General features: G+C 59.3%; 18 protein-coding genes. 8 read left to right on the top strand and 10 right to left on the bottom strand.

From position 1 onward, the window contains the following. The first annotated feature begins 95 nt into the window (after nucleotides 1-95). Genes nadA through K0O24_RS05620 form a run of 3 tightly spaced genes read left to right on the top strand, consistent with a single transcriptional unit; the run spans nucleotide 96 to nucleotide 2,667 of the window. Nucleotides 96-1,088: a quinolinate synthase NadA gene (nadA, locus tag K0O24_RS05630; protein WP_219894901.1), complete on the top strand. Its 993-nt coding sequence runs from the start codon at nucleotides 96-98 to the stop codon at nucleotides 1,086-1,088. Then, nucleotides 1,088-1,939, top strand: a complete 852-nt coding sequence (nadC, locus tag K0O24_RS05625; RefSeq protein ID WP_219894900.1) for a carboxylating nicotinate-nucleotide diphosphorylase — start codon at nucleotides 1,088-1,090, stop codon at nucleotides 1,937-1,939. The genes nadA and nadC overlap by 1 nt, the downstream gene beginning before the upstream one ends. 14 nt (nucleotides 1,940-1,953) lie before the next feature. Then, nucleotides 1,954-2,667, top strand: a complete 714-nt coding sequence (locus K0O24_RS05620) for a ribonuclease T2 family protein (RefSeq protein WP_219894899.1) — start codon at nucleotides 1,954-1,956, stop codon at nucleotides 2,665-2,667. Between the two features lies 1 nt (nucleotide 2,668). Here the strand turns inward: K0O24_RS05620 and K0O24_RS05615 are convergent, their stop codons facing one another. From K0O24_RS05615 to K0O24_RS05605, 3 genes are all read right to left on the bottom strand, one after another. After that, on the bottom strand, nucleotides 2,669-3,094 hold the full coding sequence (locus K0O24_RS05615) for a DUF4112 domain-containing protein (protein WP_219894898.1): 426 nt from the start codon (nucleotides 3,092-3,094) through the stop codon (nucleotides 2,669-2,671). A gap of 56 nt (nucleotides 3,095-3,150) precedes the next feature. Further along, nucleotides 3,151-4,587 carry an ABC transporter substrate-binding protein gene (locus K0O24_RS05610; RefSeq protein ID WP_219894897.1) on the bottom strand — a complete coding sequence of 479 codons (1,437 nt, stop codon included), beginning with the start codon at nucleotides 4,585-4,587 and terminating at the stop codon, nucleotides 3,151-3,153. 292 nt (nucleotides 4,588-4,879) lie between these two features. Next, nucleotides 4,880-5,389 (bottom strand): sterol desaturase family protein, encoded by a 510-nt coding sequence (locus K0O24_RS05605; RefSeq protein ID WP_219894896.1) that lies wholly within the window; start codon nucleotides 5,387-5,389, stop codon nucleotides 4,880-4,882. A gap of 177 nt (nucleotides 5,390-5,566) precedes the next feature. Between K0O24_RS05605 and K0O24_RS05600 the strand changes: the two genes are divergently transcribed. Continuing rightward, the gene (locus tag K0O24_RS05600; RefSeq protein ID WP_219894895.1) at nucleotides 5,567-6,076 is read left to right on the top strand and encodes a c-type cytochrome; all 510 of its coding nucleotides are present in this window, start codon (nucleotides 5,567-5,569) and stop codon (nucleotides 6,074-6,076) included. Between the two features lie 23 nt (nucleotides 6,077-6,099). Here the strand turns inward: K0O24_RS05600 and K0O24_RS05595 are convergent, their stop codons facing one another. From K0O24_RS05595 to K0O24_RS05565, 7 genes are read right to left on the bottom strand one after another with little or no spacing between them, the layout of a single operon-like run. Next, nucleotides 6,100-6,384, bottom strand: coding sequence for a hypothetical protein (locus K0O24_RS05595; RefSeq protein WP_219894894.1), 285 nt, complete (start codon nucleotides 6,382-6,384; stop codon nucleotides 6,100-6,102). After that, the gene (locus K0O24_RS05590; RefSeq protein WP_219894893.1) at nucleotides 6,381-6,872 is read right to left on the bottom strand and encodes a TspO/MBR family protein; all 492 of its coding nucleotides are present in this window, start codon (nucleotides 6,870-6,872) and stop codon (nucleotides 6,381-6,383) included. Before K0O24_RS05590 ends, K0O24_RS05595 begins: the two co-directional genes overlap by 4 nt. After that, nucleotides 6,869-8,050 (bottom strand): geranylgeranyl diphosphate reductase, encoded by a 1,182-nt coding sequence (locus K0O24_RS05585; protein WP_219894892.1) that lies wholly within the window; start codon nucleotides 8,048-8,050, stop codon nucleotides 6,869-6,871. Before K0O24_RS05585 ends, K0O24_RS05590 begins: the two co-directional genes overlap by 4 nt. Then, nucleotides 8,047-9,360 (bottom strand): BCD family MFS transporter, encoded by a 1,314-nt coding sequence (locus K0O24_RS05580; RefSeq protein WP_246611138.1) that lies wholly within the window; start codon nucleotides 9,358-9,360, stop codon nucleotides 8,047-8,049. The genes K0O24_RS05585 and K0O24_RS05580 overlap by 4 nt, the downstream gene beginning before the upstream one ends. Continuing rightward, a complete protein-coding gene (chlG, locus tag K0O24_RS05575; RefSeq protein WP_219894891.1) occupies nucleotides 9,357-10,268 on the bottom strand; it encodes a chlorophyll synthase ChlG in 912 nt (303 codons plus the stop codon). The genes K0O24_RS05580 and chlG overlap by 4 nt, the downstream gene beginning before the upstream one ends. Before the next feature lie 47 nt (nucleotides 10,269-10,315). Further along, nucleotides 10,316-11,758 (bottom strand): transcriptional regulator PpsR, encoded by a 1,443-nt coding sequence (gene ppsR / locus K0O24_RS05570; RefSeq protein WP_219894890.1) that lies wholly within the window; start codon nucleotides 11,756-11,758, stop codon nucleotides 10,316-10,318. A 33-nt stretch (nucleotides 11,759-11,791) separates the two neighbouring features. After that, nucleotides 11,792-12,661: a cobalamin B12-binding domain-containing protein gene (locus tag K0O24_RS05565; protein WP_219894889.1), complete on the bottom strand. Its 870-nt coding sequence runs from the start codon at nucleotides 12,659-12,661 to the stop codon at nucleotides 11,792-11,794. A gap of 296 nt (nucleotides 12,662-12,957) precedes the next feature. On the opposite strand from K0O24_RS05565, the gene bchF reads away from it, so the two are divergent. From bchF to K0O24_RS05545, 4 genes are read left to right on the top strand one after another with little or no spacing between them, the layout of a single operon-like run. Further along, nucleotides 12,958-13,422 (top strand): 2-vinyl bacteriochlorophyllide hydratase, encoded by a 465-nt coding sequence (bchF, locus tag K0O24_RS05560; protein ID WP_246611137.1) that lies wholly within the window; start codon nucleotides 12,958-12,960, stop codon nucleotides 13,420-13,422. Beyond that, a complete protein-coding gene (locus K0O24_RS05555) occupies nucleotides 13,419-14,687 on the top strand; it encodes a ferredoxin:protochlorophyllide reductase (ATP-dependent) subunit N (protein WP_219894888.1) in 1,269 nt (422 codons plus the stop codon). Before bchF ends, K0O24_RS05555 begins: the two co-directional genes overlap by 4 nt. Further along, nucleotides 14,684-16,222, top strand: a complete 1,539-nt coding sequence (gene bchB / locus K0O24_RS05550) for a ferredoxin:protochlorophyllide reductase (ATP-dependent) subunit B (protein WP_219894887.1) — start codon at nucleotides 14,684-14,686, stop codon at nucleotides 16,220-16,222. Before K0O24_RS05555 ends, bchB begins: the two co-directional genes overlap by 4 nt. After that, nucleotides 16,194-19,832, top strand: coding sequence for a magnesium chelatase subunit H (locus K0O24_RS05545; protein WP_219894886.1), 3,639 nt, complete (start codon nucleotides 16,194-16,196; stop codon nucleotides 19,830-19,832). The genes bchB and K0O24_RS05545 overlap by 29 nt, the downstream gene beginning before the upstream one ends. Nucleotides 19,833-19,836 lie beyond the last annotated feature (4 nt).

Genomic DNA, 19,836 nt, shown 5'->3' with positions numbered 1-19,836 from the left:
ATGCGACAAGCCCATCTTCTCAACATATCAGAGAGTTTTGCTATGCCGGGCGCGGCTGCGGCGGTAGAAGCGGTCATTGTCTTTGAGGATTTGAAATGAGTGTCCATTCCGGAATATTGAGCGGCGCGGATCTTCGCGAGGAAATCAACCGTCTTCGCAAGGAACGCAACGCCGTCATCCTCGCCCACTATTATCAGCGGCCCGAATTACAGGACATTGCCGATTTCGTGGGGGATTCGCTGGAACTCTCACGCAAGGCCCAGGCAACCGATGCGGACGTGATTGCCTTTTGCGGCGTCAAGTTCATGGCCGACACGGCAAAGATCCTTTCGCCGGAAAAGATCGTTGTCCTGCCAGACCTCGATGCCGGGTGCAGCCTTGAGGATTCGTGCCCGCCCGACAAGTTCAAGGCCTTCCGGGACGCACATCCGGATCATATTGCGCTGACCTACATCAATTGCTCGACCGAGGTTAAGGCACTCTCCGATATTATCGTGACGTCGTCGTCAGCCGAAACGATTCTTGCAGGATTGCCAAAGGACCAGAAGATCATCTTCGGCCCCGACAAGCATCTTGGCGGCTATCTTGCGCGCAAGACCGGGCGCGACATGCTGCTCTGGCCGGGCGTGTGCATCGTTCATGAGGCGTTTTCGGAAACGGAACTGGTCAAGCTGAAAGCCCAATACCCTGGCACCCCCGTCGCGGCGCACCCCGAATGCCCGGCGCACATCATCGAGCATGCCGATTATGTTGGCTCGACCAGCGGCATTCTGAATTACGCCAAGACGATGCCCGGAGACACGCTGATCGTCGCGACCGAGCCGCACATCATCCACCAGATGGAACTGGCGATGCCGGACAAGACCTTCATTGGTGCACCCGGCGCGGACGGCAACTGCAACTGCAACATCTGCCCCTATATGGCGCTCAACACGATGGAGAAGCTGTATGTTGCGCTTCGCGACCTCGAACCGCGGATCGAGATTGAGGAAGGTCTGAGGCTGGCTGCCAAGAAGTCGCTCGACCGTATGCTGGACATGGCGAGCGGCACAGTCGGGCAGGGCGATCTGGGTGCGCGTCGGGGCTGATGGGAATCCTTCTCCCCCAATTTGACCTTGAGGCATTCATCAGGGCAACGCTTGCCGAGGATCTCGGCCCGAGCGGCCGCGACGTGACGTCAGAGTCAGTCATCCCCGCCGACGCGCGGTTCGCCGGAACGATGGACAGCCGAGACCCGATTGTCGTTGCCGGCTTGCCGATTGCAGCGGCTTTTTTCCGGCAACTCGACCCCGCCATCGAGATTGATATCCTTGTCGGAGAGGGTGCTTCGGTGCCGGCCGGTACGGACCTTATGCATCTGAAGGGCAAGGCACGGGCCATGCTGACTGCAGAGCGTTCGGCTCTCAATACGGTGCAGCATCTTTCTGGCATCGCAACAATGACCCGCAAATATGTCGATGCCATTGCGGGAACCGGCTGCATTCTGCTTGATACGCGCAAGACGATCCCGGGGCTGCGGGCGCTCGAAAAATACGCGACGCGTATGGGAGGTGCGACCAATCACAGGATGGGTCTGTGGGACGCTGCGATGATCAAGGACAATCACGTTGCGGTCGCTGGAGGCGTCGCGGAAGCAGTCAAGCGTGCGCGGCAGGCTGGCGTTGAACGTATAATCCTTGAAGTCGACCATCTGGACCAGATCGAACCGGGGCTTGCCGCCGGTGCCACGCATCTGTTGCTTGACAATATGGATGCAAAAATGCTGCGCGAGGCTGTGGCTCTGGTCGCTGGGCGCGTGCCCACGGAGGCTTCGGGTGGAGTTACGCTGGAGACAATCCGCGCGAAGGCGGAATCTGGCGTGACGTTCATTTCGGTCGGGCGCTTGACCCAGTCCGCGCCGGCGGCCGATATTGGACTCGATTTTTCAATCGGCTCATGAAGGGGATGGGGATAATGGCAAATGCCTGGGTGCGAGGATTGGCGATGCTCGGGAGCGCGCTTTGTTTCCCGGCTCTGGCCCAGGTCCAGAACCAATGCGCCATACCGCAGACGATGCCCAAGAGTTGGGCGATCATCCCGCCCCAGGGAGAAACGGTCCTTGCTCCCCTGACCGGCTATGTCATGGCGCTGTCCTGGTCGCCCCAATTTTGCAAGGAGCATGGCGACGAAGAAAAGAATGCGGCACAATGCGATGTCCCGAGGAAATACGGCTTTATCCTTCACGGCCTTTGGCCTGACGGTGACGGCCTGAAAGACCCCAAATGGTGCAAGAGGGTTCCTGCAGTTTCTGCGCCCGTGCTGAAACAATTCTTCTGCGCAACTCCGTCTGCAGGACTGATGCAATATGAATGGGCGAAGCATGGAAGTTGCATCGAAAGTGACGCGGAGCGCTATTTTCGCATAGCAACCCGGCAATTTGCGGCGCTCAATTTTCCAGACATGGAGGGTTTATCCCGATCACAGACGACAGTCGGAGCCTTCACGGCTGCCTTTGTCGCTGCAAATCCCGGAATGTCTGCAGATATGGTACGGTTGGACGTCACGCCCCTGGGATGGCTTAAGGAATTGAGGGTTTGCCTAGGCAAGGACTACCGACCAGTCCCCTGCTCCCGCGACATTGGCGGCGAAGAATCGGATACCAGACTCAGGATCTGGCCAATCCGGTGATCTAGCGTTCGATTGTCACTGTTCCCGGGTGGTGACGATCAAGATGCTTTTTGATGATCCTGAGGTTGCGGGTGTTTGACCGGAAGAAGAAATCGGGCACAGCGCCAACCAAGGGGATCGCGCCCAAAAGGGCATCGAATCCGATATTCCCGGCCATCCGCAAAATCGTTGATTTCGGCATGCCAAGATTGCGCGCTTCCCAAGCCAGATAACTGCCCATTGCTGCTGCGATCACGCTGCCGCCGACCGGGATCAGATCGAGCAGCACGTCCAGACCGACCCGCTGCCGGGTCCCCGGAATGACGATCATTCCCTCAAGCAGCTTTTCCATTGCTTCAATCCGCCTGCGCACCGCAACCGGGTGCCTGCCAGCGAATTCACCAGCGCGCGCGTTGATGCGGTCAATTGTCTCCGGTCCAATCGGCATGGGAAAACTACTCCTTTGCCGCTGGATATAGGAAGTCGTTGCCTGGTTACCAGTAATCACTGCTGGGCCGGGCGCAAATGCTTCAGTGGGTGAATGGCAAATGCACTTGCGCGCCAGCCGATCAATTGGGGCCCGACCAGCGACCAGCGCAGCGGCAAGGCGATGGGGATATAGGGCTGGTTCGATGCAAATGCCGCATCCGCCTCTGCAATCGCCGCCGCACGATCATCCTGCGTGGTTGCCAGTCCAACAGCATTGAGTGCAGCTTCACCAGGTTGCGAACAGGGCATTTTTTGCGCGCATGACACGCGGGCAAGATACCAGAGAGCGCTAGACTGAGGAGCGACCTCGTCAATGAGGCGCAGGTCTGCCGGCGCATCCGCACCGACAAGCCGCGCGCGCACGCCAATGCGTCTCCAATCATCTGCGAGCGCCGCAAAGAGCAATCGCGAGCTCGCCCCTTCAGGCAAGGCGACGCGAATTTCAGGCAGGTCTGGATGCGCGGCAACATATCCGCGCGCGCGGGCAATTCGGTCCGACAGCGCAAGCTGCACCCAGGCGAGAGCGGCTGGCGGCGCGGCACTGTCGAGCTGGGCCGGTAGCAACGACAGGACCGGCTTCCATTTGGACACTCCGAAGAGTTGGACGATCCTGTCGCGGTCGATGGCCATCGCTAGTGCACGTCGAATGTCGACATTGGACAGGGCGGTGCTGTCGGCCGCGACCGCCAGGCCAAAAAGCCCATAGGCCGGATCAAGCTGGAACTGGCTCGATGCCGGACGTGCGGCCCGCACCAGCGCCAGATCCGCGAAGCTCCCGCCCGTAACAAGGGCAATCTCTCTGGCGGAAAACCTGGCAATGCCGATGCTGGCCCGCTCGCTGCGCAGGCGGACATCGTCGCGCTCAACATCATTGGGTGGCGGAGGCTCTGCAACATCGGTCACGGGCCTTAGCCGAGTGACGCCATTGCGCATCGAATGGATGCGATAGGGACCGCTGCCAAGCAAGGGGTTCGTCGTGAAGATCGCAAGTTCCGGCTGGGCCAGAAGCTGCAGAAAATTGGGCTGTGGTACTTTCAGGCGAATCTCGATGACCTGACCCGTCATTCCCATGATCCGGTCAATACCGGACAGCAGGGGTTTGAGAGGATTTCGGCTGGATGGAGCAATGACTGAACGGAGCCGCGCTGCAACTTCGGCGCTCGTCACCGGGCGACCGTCCGCCCATTTTGCCCTCCGAATGCGGAAAATGACGCTCATGCCATCGTCCGTCATGATCCAGCGTTCGGCGAGGGCGGGTTCTATCTGGCCATCGGCATCGAATGCGACCAACCCCTGAGCTGTCGCACCCAGCATAAGGGCCGATTCACGGCTGATCACCCCCCGGTTTGGATCAGACAGTTTGAGCTTTGTACCAATCACGCTCATCGTGACGGGCTGTTTATCACCTGCGTTCGAACAGCCTGAAGCTGCAAGTGCGACACAAATGATCAACAGGTTTGTCCGCATCTGACTTTTCAATCCTCAGAGTCGCCCGATTGAAACCATTATTGGTCGGAAGGTTAGATGACGCAAGCCAACTAACGAGCCTCGAACAGCAAGCCTCCAAAGTCCATTACGAGGACTGGAACCGCAGGCACATCAGAATCACCGGTTAGTTGATTTTACACGCGGTACGAAAATGGATAAGCCGCTTCAGCTTCCTGATTTTTGGCCCAGGCGGGAAGTTCGTCCCGGCCTCGAACCAGTTTTCGACCGCACGGTTGACAATGCTCTGTGCCTGACTTCATCGTCGTAAACCATCGGCCGGCGCACGGACTCCCTCATTGCGGCGCGCGCGCAACGCAGTCTTCAGAACCTCGGGCTTCGGCGCCCAAAGGAAACCAAAGCTGACAGTTCCGGTCTTGGTTTCGACAACATGATGCAATCGATGGGCTTGGAGAATGCGCTTCATATAGGCGCCCTTGGGCACATAGTGATGCGGGATTCGCTGATGGACAATGGCATCATGAAAGCCGAAATAGATGGCGCCATAGGCAGCAATGCCTGTGCCGACCCAGATAAAGTTGGCACTGTGGTCGGCACCACAGCCCCAGACAATCAGCGCGATCGAGGGCATTGCAAAAATCGCGGCATAAAGATCGTTCAATTCCCATTTACCGGTCCGCGGACGATGGTGGCTTTCATGCAGAAACCAACCCGGACCATGCATGACCCAACGGTGCATGCCATAGGCAAAGCCTTCCATGAGAACGACCGTCACAACGAAAAGGGCTGGGCCAACAAGGAACTGCATGGCAACAGTTTAGCGGAATCACGCCTGATCCGTCACCCCTTATTCCGCTCGCACTTGAACAGGAGCAGCAGGTCAAGGATTGTCCAGCAGTATTCAGTGCCGGGGCCTGTTGCGGGCCCGTTTCATTTGTGTATACCCCCAACTGTCAACAAATTTTGACATGGTAAAGGAGACGCAATGAGAAAGTTCAATTTGGTCTTGCCGCTGGCCGTTTGCGCCACCGCACTGATTACCTTGTCCGCCTGCTCGACGGCACCCACTGACGAGTCGCAATCCGCCGACAGCAACACGGCGACCGAAACTGCCAGCGCCCCTGAAGCGGCCACGACAAATGCGGCGACACCAGCTACCTCTGCAGCGCCGGTCAGCTTTGCCAGCCTGACGGGCGACGCAACCAAGGGCCAAAAGATCTTCATGCAATGCATGGCCTGCCATTCGATCAAGGAAGGCGAAAACAAGGTCGGTCCGTCTCTGCACGGCGTGATCGGGCGCACTGCAGGATCGGTGGCGAATTTCAGCTATTCGACCGCCAACAAGTCCAGCGGCATAACCTGGACCAAGGAAAAGCTTTTTGACTATCTTGCCGCGCCTCAAAAGATGGTTCCCGGCACCAAGATGGCGTTCCCTGGCCTGCCAGTCGCGCAGGATCGGGCAGATGTTATTGCCTATATTGACGCCAATGATTGATTGATCGGCGGCGAAGGAGCCTTTCAGGGCTGCTTCGCCGCCCTAATCCGCCGCCTCAAATCGAAGAGGTGTGCCGGCAAAGACGAGGTCAGCCAAAGACCTGTCCAGAGAATGTCAGCGCCGCTCAGCGCTGTATAAAGTGCAAGTGCAAGGCACAGTCCGGGGGCTAGCCCAATCAGCACAGGCAGAGATTTTCGCTGCAATAGCAATGCAATGCCTAGGGCTTCAGCGCAAAGGATCGCAATCACCAGAAGGATCGCGTCGCCGCTTTCAAGCCAATGACGCAACCAGTCTGGCGCTTGGCTCATCCAAAGGGCCCGTTCAGGATGACAACCTGGTGATTCAAGGCTGCAGCGATGCTAACCCAGATGAGGTAGGGCAGCAGTAAAAGCCCTGCCACACGGGAATAGCGCCAACTCACCACGATCAAGGCAAGGATTGAGAGCCATAAGGCTATCACTTCAAATTGTGCCCAGTCTGGCCGGTGCAACCGAAAGAACAGCAAGCTCCACAAAATATTGAGGAAGCCATTAAGCGCAAAAAGGCCGATGATCGACTCAGCAGCCCGATCATCCGGAGCGGCACGCCACGCAGCGATGCCCGCCATTGCCGTAAGGGAGAAAATAACCGTCCAGATGATCCCAAAGGCAAATTCTGGCGGAGCCCAGTCCGGCTGTTTCAATCCATGATACCAAGGGCCGATCTCCGTTATCGTCGCCCCCATGATGGCCGTAATGGTTGCCGCGACCGCCGCAATCAGGGTCGGTGCAATCCAAGGCTTGCCCTGCACTGTCATGCTGCAAATCCTAGCAGATGTCCGAGATCCTTGAAGAAAATTCTCGCGTGAGCGATCGGCTTTCTAAAGGTCAGTTCCTTGTTCATATAAGCCTGCCAAGTAAGCAACTGCACATCTGGATCCTCGCAAATCTTCACGAACCGTTCGCGCCTCTTGTCACTGCTGTACCAGAAATACTGCATCATACCGAGTATCGCAAACACGCGGCCATGCGCATTCATGAAGTCCTTGCGAGCGCCCTGCAAAGCCTTGGCCTTTCCAGTAGCGAGACATCGGTCAACCGCTTTCGCCGCGAACTGACCACTCGCCATTGCATAGTAGATTCCCTCGCCGGAAGCGGGCGCGACCACCCCGGCCGCGTCCCCGATCACGATCACATCTCGGCCGTTGTCCCACCGTCTCAGCGGTTTCAATGGAATGGGCGCGCCTTCCCCCCTGACGGTCTCGCAACCCGCCAAGCCTGCAGACAGCCGCAATCGACCGACAGCTTCCCGCAACGCAAATCCCTTATTTGCACTTCCCGCGCCGACACTAACCTGCGTTCCATGCGGAAACACCCAGCCGTAGAAATCGGGAGACATGCTTGCCTGGTAATAGACGTCGCACCGCTCGCCATCGAAGTCCGAAGCCCCAGTTTCGGGAGATCGAATGACCTCGTGATAAGCATAGACACAAGGCATATTGCGCGCGCCAGAAAGGGCCTGCTGCGCAACAGCTGATCGCGCACCGTCCGCGCCGACAATTGTTCGCGCACGGACCTGCGACTCAACGCCCCCGCGCTCGGTGGTGTAAACGACAATCGCACTGCCATCGCCTTCACGATCGATGCGCTCGAAATGTCCAGTGCGACGGATTGCCCCGGCCATGGCTGCTCTGTTGCGAAGCCATTCGTCATATACACCGCGATCCACCATGCCGACAAAGCCAGCGCCAACCGGCATGTCCACGCTCCTGGAAGACGGTGCGATCATCCGCGCTGATGTCGCTCTGGCAACCAGCAATTCATCCGGTATGTCAAAATCCCGAATCAGCCGCGGCGGGACCGCACCGCCACACGGTTTGATGCGGCCCGCTCGATCGAGCAGAAGGACCGATCGCCCAAGTTTGGCCAAGTCTCCCGCGGCCGTTGCTCCTGCAGGGCCCCCTCCAATCACAACAGCGTCAAAAGTTTCCATCATGCGGTCGCAACTGCAAGGTCGCCCTCTTGGGCGCGGGGCCTTTGTCGGCCCAACCTGCGGGCCAGGATTGCGGCACAAAAGAAAAGCAAAGCCTCTGCAGCAAAGACAGCGACAAAGGCTGTGCCCGTGTTCGAGAAGACTGCACGCCCTGCATCAAGGCCAAGCGCCCCGGAAAAGCCGCCAATGCCGAAAGCAATCGCCTGCGCTGCGCCCCAGACACCCATCCGGGAACCGGCTTGGGAACTGCCGCGCGCACCTGCAAGATCCATCATTGCTGCTATTGCTGCGACCGAGAAGATCCCATTGGCAAAACCCAAACCGAAGACGATTGGTCGAAGTGGCGCCGAGGGCCCGGCCAGCGCAGCATAGGCCAGCAGTCCGAGTGCACATGCGGACCCTAGGCAACCACCCACAATCCAGCGCCGCATCCGAATGTCGTTCTTGCCACCGAATGCGTGGCCAACGATGCCAACCAGGATCATGCCAAGCAACACACCCATGTGTTGGACCGAAGACATTTGTGTCGACTGTCCGGGCGTATAGCCGAACATCAATCCGGCAAAGGGCTCAAGGATCAGGTCCTGCGCGCTATAGGCGAGCATTGAAACGAAGATGAAGATCGTCAGGTCACGCGCCTGACGATCGAGCCAGATGTCCCGCATCACAGTACGAAACGGCAAAGCTGCAGCATCTTCCGGCGGCATGATTACCGTTGCTCGACGCTCGATACCTGCCACGGCGACAATGGTCAGGCCAAATGCCGTCATCGTCACGCCGGCCGCCACTGCGATCAATCGTTCTGGCGAAAAGGGATCAAGCAAACTGCCGGCAATTCCGGCCGTCACCACAATGCCGAAGATCATCATGATCCAGGTCAGGGCGGCAGCCGCCGGCCGCCGTTCCGGAGCAACCGAACTGGCCATGAGCGCCAGCAGGGACGTGCCCGAAGCGCCAACACCCCCACCGATCATTGTGAAGGCGGCAATCAGCATAGCAATCGATACAACAGGCATGGACGGGATCAGCGAGACAGCAACCGTCGCCAGCAAGCCGCCCAAGGCAAGCACGCCCATGCCGCCAACAATCCAAGGCGTGCGCCGATTGCCCCGATCGGAGCTATGGCCCCAGCGGGGTCTCGAGAGCTGCACGGCATAGTGCCACGCAACGAGCCCGGCCGGCATCAAGGCTGGCATTGCATATTCAACGACCATGATTCGATTGAGCAACGACGTCGCCAGCATGACAATGGCACCCAGCGCGCTTTGAACAAGGCCAAGCCGTGCAATCGCGGGCCATGCCAGACCGTTCACGGCAGTGCCCCCAAAGCCCCGACCCCCAACGCGGAAGCGAGCATGCCAAGGACATAAAGACTGACCCCTGTCGCGCTATACCAGGGCGTGTTTTTGGCCGGCTCGCGCAACAGCCGCGCCATCAACATGAACTGACCAACCAGAAGAAGCGCAATAATGGAGGCATGCCAAGGGAGTCCCCAGTGGACGAGAAGCCCGATCACGATCACCTGCGGAGCGGCCATCACGCCGCATGCCAATCGCGCGGCCGTTCCGACGCCCAGTGTCACAGGCAAAGAATTGATGCCCATCTGCCTGTCGCCTTCAACGGCCTTGAAGTCGTTGAGGGTCATGATTCCATGCGCTCCAAAGCTGTAGAGCAGCAAGAGGAGCAGAATCTCGGATCGGGGAAACTGGCCAGCCATCACGGCTGCCCCCGTGAACCATGTCAAGCCTTCGTAGGAAAGGGCAACGGCGGCTGGGCCCCACCAGCCACTCATCTTCAGCCGGGCCGGCGGCGCGCTGTACGCCCAAGCCAGGATAAGCCCCAAGATCGTCGCTGCAAAAACCCATGTCCCGATCTGTAACGCAACAACAAGCGATACAGCGGATCCGGCAATCGCCAGATGCAGCCCCCAGCGACCGGGAATTCGGCCAGAGGGAATTGGCCTATCCGGCTCATTGATCGCATCGACATGGCGATCAAACCAGTCGTTGACCATCTGGCTTGTCCCGCAAACGAGTGGTCCTGCCAAAAGCATGCCGGCCACGAGAAAGGGCCATCGCTGTGCAAGAGGGATGCCAGTGGACACAACTCCGCACATGAATGCCCACATTGGCGGGAACCATGTGACCGGCTTTGAAAGTTCGAGAATGTCCCCCAGCCTTGGCACCGTGCGCGCTGGCAATGAAGGTGTAAGGCGAGACATGAGTGTAAGCTAGGTCAGACGAAAACTATCGTCAACAGAGCCTTACACTATTCACCATCCTCATCCTCGCCAAGGTTTCCGAGCTTGTGACGGTGCAGCTTCGAATAAAGGCTTTGGCGGCTGAGACCCAGGATTTCGGCCGCCGAAGCGCGGTTATCCTCAGTATATTTCAGGGCAGCCTCGATGCACAGGCGTTCGATCAGGTCGGAGCTTTCGCGCACGATTTCCTTCAGGGAGACCCGGCCGACAAGGCCCGTCAGTTGTTCAACTGATCGCGGCAATTCTCGTCCGATGACGGGCAGGTCGGAAAGCCGTCGCCCGACGTTGCGGATGCTGAAGCCAAAGCACGGCTGATCGCCTTCCAGAACGGCAACGGCAGACACTTCGACTTCATCCTGCATGTCAAACACGCCGCGCATGATTGTTGCAAAATTGCGAACCGAGCCATGTTCACGCAGTTGCGCAATGAGGAGGTTGAGATCAATGCCCTGACGTCCGACGAACCGGCCAAGGGGCTGGCCCAACACCTGTGCACCGCGAGAAAGTTGGGTCATGTCCAGGAACGCAGCATTCTGCGCGATAATCTTCAGCGAATCATCCGTAATGACAAACGCGTCGGGCATGCGATCGAGAACTTCTACAAGTCGATGATTTTCGCGTTCAAAATATGCCGCCCCGCCCTCAGGCGTCATGAGCCGGACAAGGAAGCAGGAACTCCGTTCCTGGCGGAACAGGCTTGCAGACAGCAGGAGATCACTCCCATCATGCGCCATTCGGACAGCAGCAGGCTCCACATGCTCTGCCGTGGCCACAGCGCCGAGCGTCATGATCACAGCATCGCGCGACGATTCGTCGAACAGGCTCGTGATTGGCTTGCCAATCAACGCGTCAGCGTCGACTCCCATCAAATGGCAGGCTGCCGGATTGGCATCGCTGATCTGGCGCGATGAAACCTCTACGATAAAGACCACTTCGGAAGACTGCTCAAACAGCATCCTATATCGCGCTTCGACCTGGCGGAGACGAACATAATCACGTTCAATGGATTGTTGCGCCTGAAGCAGACGCTGCTGGAGCGCGGCCTCGGCACGCATATCGCGACCTATAGCGATCACACTGCCACGGCTACCGGCACTTATAGCCAAATACCGGATCGGCAGTTCACCCTGCTCCGAAACGTGATTGACTTGCCGCCAGCGGACTGGGCTGCTGCTTGCGGCGGCGGCCAGCATTTCTTCGATCTTGGATCGACTTTCGATTGTGACGGTGTCGACCCAAGGCTTGTCCAGCCAATCCTGTGCCAGCACTTGGGGCACGGCAATGCCACCGAGCGCGACATCACGAACAATGCCCCTGTCATCAATGACAATGGTAACATCACCAACTGCTGCAAGAATTCGCGATGTTACATCCACGTCGAGTCCTTCAAGGGTCTGCGCGGGAGCGCGAAAGGGAACAGTCCCGTTTTGGGCAAGCGCGGCGGTTTTCATCCAAGATGCCCGGGCATTGTCACCTCGATGCGTTTAGACCTCGATGGCAGGCCTACTTGCCATGCTGGCCACCAGCGCCTCTGCGCGATCAACGGCAAGCAACGCGTTTTGCGCAGTCGCATCCGCCCCGATCCGGGTCGCCAAGTCAGCATTGTTGTTGAAAATTCGTCCACCGACCATGATACCAACATGAGGATTGCGCGATGAACTGCGCAATAACCCGACGATGCGGGTCAAATCGTCGATATGGTGGTCGCAAGAAACCGTCAAGCCAATGATCTCAAACCAGCGTTCACCTGCCAGCATGAGCAATTGCGGCTGAGTCGCGTTGGTAATGCAGCGGGTATCCCAGCCGCGGCGGCGGAAGCATTCCTCAATGACAATCGTTCCAAACGTATGCTGCTCGCCCGGCATCACGCACAAAAGAGCGCGACGGTCACCGCCGCGATTCTCAGCCGCACCGCAGGCGCGAGCGGACAGCTCGTAGACAACTTCCTGAAGCCGCCACAAACCCATGGTGACATCAATGAAATCGACTTCGTCATTTTCCCACTTCTCGCCCATGTCACGGGCTGCAGGGGCCAGAATTTCAACCAGAACCGCTTCAACCGGAAGCCCCCGCGCAAGCGCCGCGTCGACATGGCGCATGAGCACATGTGCTTCGTTGTTCAAGGCAAGCCGCGCGAACGCCTCCGCCTCGCCCGGCTCGACGCATGGCGCAACGTCCGCAGCGACGGCATCTTGCTCAAGAGTTTCATCGCTATGCGCCAGCAAAAGGCGCGGGATGATTTCTGCCTCGATCAATCTGGCAAGCATGTCAGGCGATCGATCGGCACCGCCTCCGGATAGATCCCGAAAACTCGAGTAGCGGAAATTCTGCTCCATTCCCCACGTAGATGCCATCGAGGCTCTCCACCCCTAATCCGCGCGATTGATGCCGCGTCGGCAGAAGCCAGGTCCGTGCAGACGATCCCCAATCCTCCGACTCGGAAGGCTAAACAGGTTCTGCGGCAGATGCAATTCCCCGACAGCAAGAATGTGTCTATTTTTTTTGACGTAAAGTTTAGTTGACAGTTTTGAGCAAGCTGACCTAGTCTCTTTCGGGAGAGGGACGCGAGGTGAACAAGCAGCCAATGGGGCATCGCCAAGCTACAGCAGGAAAGTCTCGGACCGGCAGAGATTTGCGGGTTCGCAGGCCGGTGTCGCGTCAGCCGCTCTATTCCCCGGCCGAACGCATCCGTCGTGACGAGTCGCGCTGGACGCTGGTTCAAGGCATCCTCGCTCCATTCCAGTTTCTGGTCTTTCTCGTCAGTCTGTCGCTCGTTCTTCGGGCTCTGGCCACGGGCGAAGGTGCTGCCGCGGCGGCTGCCTCGGTCGTGATCAAGACCTTTGTTCTCTACACGATCATGATCACGGGCTCGATCTGGGAAAAGGTCGTATTCGACAAATGGCTCTTTGCTCCGGCCTTCTTCTGGGAGGACGTGTTTTCGATGCTGGTGCTCGCTCTGCACACGGCCTACCTCGTCGCCTATTACGGAGCCATCGGCAGTAATCATGACCGGATGATCCTCGCTCTGGCAGCCTATGCCACATACTTGATCAACGCCGGTCAATTTCTTCTCAAGCTGCGCGCTGCCCGGCTTGATGCGGTGACGGCCGGATGACGGCAACCGCTCTCGCCGGGCGCGATACGCTACCGGTGCTGCGTGAACGCGGCCAGAGAGAGGTGTTCTGCGGCCTCACCGGAATCATCTGGCTCCACCGGAAAATACAGGATGCATTTTTCCTCGTTGTTGGCTCGCGCACATGCGCGCATCTGCTGCAGTCAGCGGCAGGCGTCATGGTTTTTGCGGAGCCCCGGTTTGGCACGGCCATCATAGAGGAACGCGATCTTGCGGGCCTTGCCGATGCCAATGAAGAACTTGACCAAGTTGTGGATCGGTTGCTCGCGCGCCGGGGCGATATCAAGACGCTCTTCCTCGTGGGGTCCTGCCCGTCCGAAGTGATCAAGCTCGACCTCAGCCGCGCTGCGCAGCGCCTGTCTGCAAAGCACCTGCCGAGGGTTCGCGTTCTCAATTATTCCGGTAGCGGCATCGAAACAACCTTCACCCAAGGCGAAGACGCCTGTCTGGCGGCACTCGTTCCTGAAATGCCCGAAACAAAGGAGCAGTCGCTTCTGATTGTCGGCACGCTGCCCGATGTCGTTGAAGACCAGTTCATGCGCTTGTTCGCAGAGCTGGGCATTAGCCATGTCGAGAGCCTGCCGCCGCGCCGGTCTGCGGATCTGGCGACGATCGGGCCCAACACGCGGTTCCTGCTGGCCCAACCCTTCCTTGGGGATACTGCGCAGGCGCTGGAAGATCGTGGTGCCAAGCGGATTGATGCAATGTTTCCTTTCGGGGCAGAAGGCACGACCGAATGGCTGCATGCTGCTGCTCGTGCCTATGGCATTGATGAAATGCACTTCCGCAAAGTCATTGCCCCGGGTCGCGAGCGCGCCAAGCGCGCGCTCGAGCACCAGCGCGGGCTGCTTGAAGGGAAGAGCATCTTCTTCATGCCTGACTCCCAACTCGAAGTGCCACTGGCCCGGTTCCTGGCAAATGAGCTTGGCATGATTCCGCTGGAAGTCGGGACGCCCTATCTGCACCGCCAGCATCTTGCGCAGGATCTTGCAGCCCTGCCAGAAGGCACCCGGCTGAGCGAAGGCCAGGATGTCGACAGGCAACTCGATCGGGTGCGTGCCGAACGGCCGGACATTACTGTTTGCGGGCTTGGCCTTGCCAATCCTCTGGAAGCTGAAGGCCTGACGACAAAATGGTCGATCGAGCTGGTCTTCTCACCAGTCCACGGCTTCGATCAGGCAGGCGACCTTGCAGAGCTCTTCGCTCGACCACTGCGGCGGCGCGACATCCTGCAGGTGGCGGCATGAAGCTGACTGTCTGGACCTATGAGGGGCCACCCCATGTCGGCGCGATGCGGATCGCGACGGGCATGAAGGGCCTGCACTATGTGCTGCACGCCCCTCAAGGGGATACCTACGCAGACCTGCTGTTCACGATGATCGAACGGCGCGATGCGCGCCCGCCAGTTACCTACACGACGTTTCAGGCAAGAGACCTTGGCAAGGACACCGCGGAACTGTTCCAGACAGCCTGCCGTGATGCCTTTGAACGGTTTGCGCCGGAAGCGATGATCGTGGGCTCATCCTGCACGGCCGAACTGATCCAGGACGATCCCGCCGGCATGGCCCAATCGATGAACCTGCCGATCCCGGTCATCCCGCTCGAGCTGCCATCCTATAGCCGCAAGGAAAATTGGGGGGCCGCGGAAACATTCTACCATCTCGTGCGGGGCCTGGCCGACAGGGCTCTGGTGCGTTCGGACCGCGCCGCCCGTCGCCCGTTGTGCAACCTGCTGGGCCCGACCGCCCTCGGCTTTCGACATCGCGACGATCTGGCGGAAATCCGTCGGCTGCTTGAAGATATGGGGATCGACGTCAACGTCGCTGCCCCGATGAATGCATCGCCTGCCGATCTGGTCCGCCTGGGTTTGGCTGACTTCAACGTGGTGCTTTATCCCGAGATCGCGGACACCGCCGCAAGCTGGCTTGAGCGGACATTCCGCCAGCCGCGCACACGTGTTGTGCCGATTGGACATGGCGCCACCTGCGACTTCATACACGAGGTCGCGAAGTTGGCCGGTGTCGATCCCTCGCCTGTGCTCAACTCCGATCCATCGCGGATCGGCTGGTGGTCGCGGTCGATCGACTCGACCTACCTGACGGGCAAACGCGTCTTCATCTTCGGCGACGCGACGCATGCAATCGCAGCCGCCCGTGTTGCGGCTGATGAACTCGGGTTCAAGGTCGTGGGTCTGGGCTGCTACAATCGCGAGTTCGCGCGGGACCTGCGCGAAGCGGCAGCCAGGTATGGCGTGGAACCGCTGATCACCGACGACTATCTGGAAGTTGAGGACGCAATTCAGGCGCTTCAGCCCGAGCTTGTTCTCGGCACCCAGATGGAGCGGCACATTGCCAAGCGGCTGCACATCCCCTGTGCGGTCATATCCGCGCCGGTTCATGTGCAGGATTTCCCCGCACGCTATTCGCCCCAAATGGGCTTCGAAGGGGCCAACGTCCTCTTCGACACTTGGGTCCATCCCTTGGTCATGGGCCTTGAGGAACATCTGCTGACGATGTTCAGAGACGATTTTGAATTCAACGACGCTGCGGGCGCGTCCCATCTTGGACATCGCGCTGCCCCCGCCGTTGTACCCGAACAGCCGGTCGCGCTTCCCTCCATAGCGGCCGGCTGGACCCCTGATGCCGAAAAGGAGCTGATGAAGATCCCGTTCTTCGTGCGCGGAAAGGCGCGCCGGAACACAGAGGCCTTTGCCCTGGAACGCGGAATTTCTGCGATCACGATTGAAACCCTGTATGACGCAAAATCGCACTTCGCCCGCTGACAGCGCACCACTGCGCGTGGTGATCGTCACGCTCGACAATCATCTGTCGGGCGCAGTCGAGCGGGCGCAGATGCGGTTTGCAAAAGAACAGCCGGGCATCAGCATCGGCTTTCATGCCGCTTCCGATTTCGGTAGCGATTCCGAGGCACTGGCGGCTTGCATCGCAGATATCGGGCGTGCCGATATCATTATCGCGACCATGTTGTTCCTTGACGATCACATCAAGGCCGTGCTGCCAGCGCTCGAAGCGCGGCGCGAAACCTGCGATGCCCTTTTGGTGCTGATGTCCTCGGGCGAGGTTACGCGCCTGACCCGGATCGGCGGCTGGCGCATGGACGCGCCATCCAAGGGCCCCCTGGCACTGCTCAAGAAACTGCGCGGGTCATCAAAATCTTCGGGGTCTTCATCAGGCGCCGGCCAGATGAAGATGCTGCGCCGCCTGCCCAAAATGTTGCGATTCATCCCCGGATCGGCCCAGGACGTGCGGGCCTATTTCCTGACGCTCCAATACTGGCTGGCCGGTTCGGACGACAATGTCGTCAACATGGTTCGCGCACTGGTCAATCGCTATGCAAGCGGACCACGCGCCCATCTGCGCGATCGGTTCAAGGCCGAAGCCCCTGCCGAATATCCCGAGGTTGGCGTCTACCATCCGAAGATGAAGGGACGGATGGCCAGTTCAGCGCTCGCCCTTCCCAAGGGTGGAGCCAAAGGGGTCGTCGGGCTCCTGATGCTCCGGTCATATCTGCTCGGGCATGATAGTGGCCATTATGACGGTGTGATTGCCGCGCTGGAAGCGCGCGGCCTGCGGGTTATCCCCGCTTTTGCAAGCGGCCTTGACTCACGCCCCGCAATTGAAGCCTTTTTCATGAAGGACGGCCGCGCGACCGTCGATGCGGTGGTCTCCCTTACCGGCTTTTCGCTGGTGGGCGGTCCCGCCTATAATGATGCAAAGGCCGCAGAGGAAATTCTGTCCAGCCTCGACGTGCCATATATCGCGGCACACCCGCTTGAATTCCAGACACTTCAGTCATGGGGGAAGTCGCGGCAGGGACTTCTGCCGCTTGAGGCCACAATGATGGTCGCGATTCCCGAACTTGACGGCTCGACTGCACCGATGGTCTTCGGCGGACGCTCGGATGGCACGGACGCTCCCTGCACAGGGTGCGCGCGCCACTGTCGTTTTGCCGCTGCAGGTCTGGTGCGCGAAATGCAGTCCTGCCCGGAACGGGCCGATGCCATTTCGGCTCGGGTCGAAAAGCTCATAACTCTGCGCCGCACAGAGCGTGCCGAACGCCGCGTCGCAATGGTCCTGTTCAATTTTCCGCCCAATGCCGGGGCGACTGGCACTGCGGCGTTCCTGTCCGTCTTTGAGAGTGCCTTCAACACGCTGAAAGCGATGAAGGCCGCCGGTTATTCTGTCGATTTGCCGTCAGATGTCGACGCGCTGAGAGACGCCATCCTGTATGGCAATGCAGGTCAGTTCGGCGCTGAAGCCAATGTTGCAGCCCATATTTCAGCGGACGATCATGTCCGGCGTGAGCCGCATCTGAAGGAGATCGAGGCACAGTGGGGCCCGGCTCCCGGACGCCAGCAAAGCGACGGACGGCACATCCAGGTTCTTGGAGCTCATTTCGGGAATGTCTTCATCGGCGTCCAGCCGGGCTTTGGCTATGAAGGCGACCCGATGCGGTTGCTGTTCGAAGGCAATTTCGCGCCAACACACGCCTTCAGCGCCTTTTATCGGTGGCTGCGCGAGGATTTCGCGGCCCATGCGGTCCTCCATTTCGGTACCCATGGCGCACTTGAATTCATGCCGGGAAAGCAAGCCGGGCTTTCCGCCGACTGCTGGCCAGAGCGGCTGATCGGCGACATGCCGAACTTCTACCTGTACGCAGCAAATAATCCGTCGGAAGGCATCATTGCAAAGCGTCGCTCTGGCGCCACGCTGATCAGCTATCTGACGCCGCCTCTGGCCAATGCCGGGCTTTACAAGGGGCTGACAGATCTCAAGGCAATGACCGAACGCTGGCGCACCACGCCGCGCGAAGCGACAAGCGAACGGGCTGCCCTTGCGCCAATGATCCACGAAGCTGCCGCGAATCTTGATCTGGTCAGCGCCGGACCCAACTGGGGCGAAGCCGAAATTCAGGCCTTGGCGGAGAGGATCTACGAAGTTGAACGCGCCCTGATTCCGTTCGGCTTGCATGTGGTCGGCGAAGCCATGTCGGCTGAAGACCGGGCCAAACTGCGGGACGTCATGATCGAAGCACATGGCGAAGACTTCGATGTCGATGCGCTTGATGCAATGTTGGCGCAGGATCATGAACTGCCCGCTTTGGTTGCGGCGCTCGACGGCCGATACATTCGCCCGGTGAGTGGCGGAGATCTGCTTCGCACCCCCGAAATGCTGCCCACTGGGCGCAACATCAACGGCTTCGACCCGTTCCGCATTCCCTCTGCATTCGCGGTGGCCGACGGGGCAGCGCAAGCCGGGCGCGTGATTGATCGGCATCTGGCGGATGGCGGGGCCTTCCCCGAAAGCATCGCCATGGTTCTTTGGGGAACCGACAATCTGAAGAGCGAAGGCAGCCAGCTTGCCCAGGCACTTGCGCTGATGGGTGCCCGGCCGCGCTTTGATTCCTATGGTCGGCTTTCCGGCGCCGAACTTGTGCCACTCAAGGACTTGGGGCGTCCGCGCGTCGATGTCATTGTCACATTGTCAGGCATTTTCCGCGACCTGCTGCCGCTCCAGACGCGGATGATCGCAGAAGCTGCCTATCTTGCGGCCACTGCCGACGAACCGGAAGACATGAACTTCATACGCAAGCACAGCCTTGCCCATCAAGCGTGCCATGGCTGTGACATCGAAACCGCTGCGCTGCGCGTCTTCTCGAATGCAGACGGCGCCTATGGCGCGAACGTCAACATGATGATCGATGCTGGGTGCTGGAACGAGGGCGATGAACTCGCCGACAGCTTCGAGACCCACAAGAGCTTTGCCTATGGGCGCAACGGTGCGCCGGTGCAGCAGAGGAAGCTGCTTGAGCGGGCCCTTGCCGGAGTCGATCTTGCCTATCAGAATCTGGAGTCAGTCGAGCTCGGCATCACGACGATTGATCATTACGTCGACTCGCTCGGTGGCATGAGTCGCTCGATCGCACGGGCACGCGGCTCGGTTGCGCCGGTTTATATTGCGGACCAGACGCAGGGCGATGCCAAGGTCCGGACACTGGGTGAGCAGGTAGCTCTCGAAACGCGGACGCGCATGCTGAATCCGGCCTGGAGCGACGAAATGCTCCGCCATGGCTTTGAAGGCGTTCGCAACATCGAGTCCGGCATCACAAACACAATGGGCTGGTCGGCGACAACGGGCGATGTGGCACCTTGGGTCTATCAGCGGATCACGGAAACCTATGTCCTTGACGATGCAATGCGGCAGCGTCTGGCATCGCTCAATCCCAAAGCCGCGGCTCGTGTCGCCCACCGACTGATCGAAGCAAGCGAACGTGAATTCTGGGCACCGGATGCTGCCACTCTTGCAGCACTCCATGCAGCCAGCGACGAAATCGAAGACCGGCTCGAAGGTATACTCCAGGCGGCCGAATGAGGAT

The sequence above is a fragment of the Aquisediminimonas profunda genome, from assembly GCF_019443285.1.
In the GTDB taxonomy this organism is placed as follows: Bacteria; Pseudomonadota; Alphaproteobacteria; order Sphingomonadales; family Sphingomonadaceae; genus Aquisediminimonas; species Aquisediminimonas profunda.
The sequence above is the reverse complement of the archived record's forward strand: the minus strand, read 5'-3'. Positions and strand labels throughout refer to the sequence as shown.

What these genes read in the sequence shown, in the direction of transcription:
- nadA (WP_219894901.1), top strand. Translation starts at nt 96, where the DNA reads ATGAGTGTCCATTCCGGAATATTGAGCGGCGCGGATCTTCGCGAGGAA.
- K0O24_RS05605 (WP_219894896.1), bottom strand. Translation starts at nt 5,389, where the DNA reads ATGCAGTTCCTTGTTGGCCCAGCCCTTTTCGTTGTGACGGTCGTTCTC.
- K0O24_RS05590 (WP_219894893.1), bottom strand. Translation starts at nt 6,872, where the DNA reads ATGACAGTGCAGGGCAAGCCTTGGATTGCACCGACCCTGATTGCGGCG.
- bchB (WP_219894887.1), top strand. Translation starts at nt 14,684, where the DNA reads ATGAAGCTGACTGTCTGGACCTATGAGGGGCCACCCCATGTCGGCGCG.
- K0O24_RS05585 (WP_219894892.1), bottom strand. Translation starts at nt 8,050, where the DNA reads ATGATGGAAACTTTTGACGCTGTTGTGATTGGAGGGGGCCCTGCAGGA.
- chlG (WP_219894891.1), bottom strand. Translation starts at nt 10,268, where the DNA reads ATGTCTCGCCTTACACCTTCATTGCCAGCGCGCACGGTGCCAAGGCTG.
- ppsR (WP_219894890.1), bottom strand. Translation starts at nt 11,758, where the DNA reads ATGAAAACCGCCGCGCTTGCCCAAAACGGGACTGTTCCCTTTCGCGCT.
- K0O24_RS05620 (WP_219894899.1), top strand. Translation starts at nt 1,954, where the DNA reads ATGGCAAATGCCTGGGTGCGAGGATTGGCGATGCTCGGGAGCGCGCTT.
- K0O24_RS05565 (WP_219894889.1), bottom strand. Translation starts at nt 12,661, where the DNA reads ATGGCATCTACGTGGGGAATGGAGCAGAATTTCCGCTACTCGAGTTTT.
- nadC (WP_219894900.1), top strand. Translation starts at nt 1,088, where the DNA reads ATGGGAATCCTTCTCCCCCAATTTGACCTTGAGGCATTCATCAGGGCA.
- K0O24_RS05545 (WP_219894886.1), top strand. Translation starts at nt 16,194, where the DNA reads ATGACGCAAAATCGCACTTCGCCCGCTGACAGCGCACCACTGCGCGTG.
- K0O24_RS05600 (WP_219894895.1), top strand. Translation starts at nt 5,567, where the DNA reads ATGAGAAAGTTCAATTTGGTCTTGCCGCTGGCCGTTTGCGCCACCGCA.
- K0O24_RS05595 (WP_219894894.1), bottom strand. Translation starts at nt 6,384, where the DNA reads ATGAGCCAAGCGCCAGACTGGTTGCGTCATTGGCTTGAAAGCGGCGAC.
- K0O24_RS05615 (WP_219894898.1), bottom strand. Translation starts at nt 3,094, where the DNA reads ATGCCGATTGGACCGGAGACAATTGACCGCATCAACGCGCGCGCTGGT.
- K0O24_RS05555 (WP_219894888.1), top strand. Translation starts at nt 13,419, where the DNA reads ATGACGGCAACCGCTCTCGCCGGGCGCGATACGCTACCGGTGCTGCGT.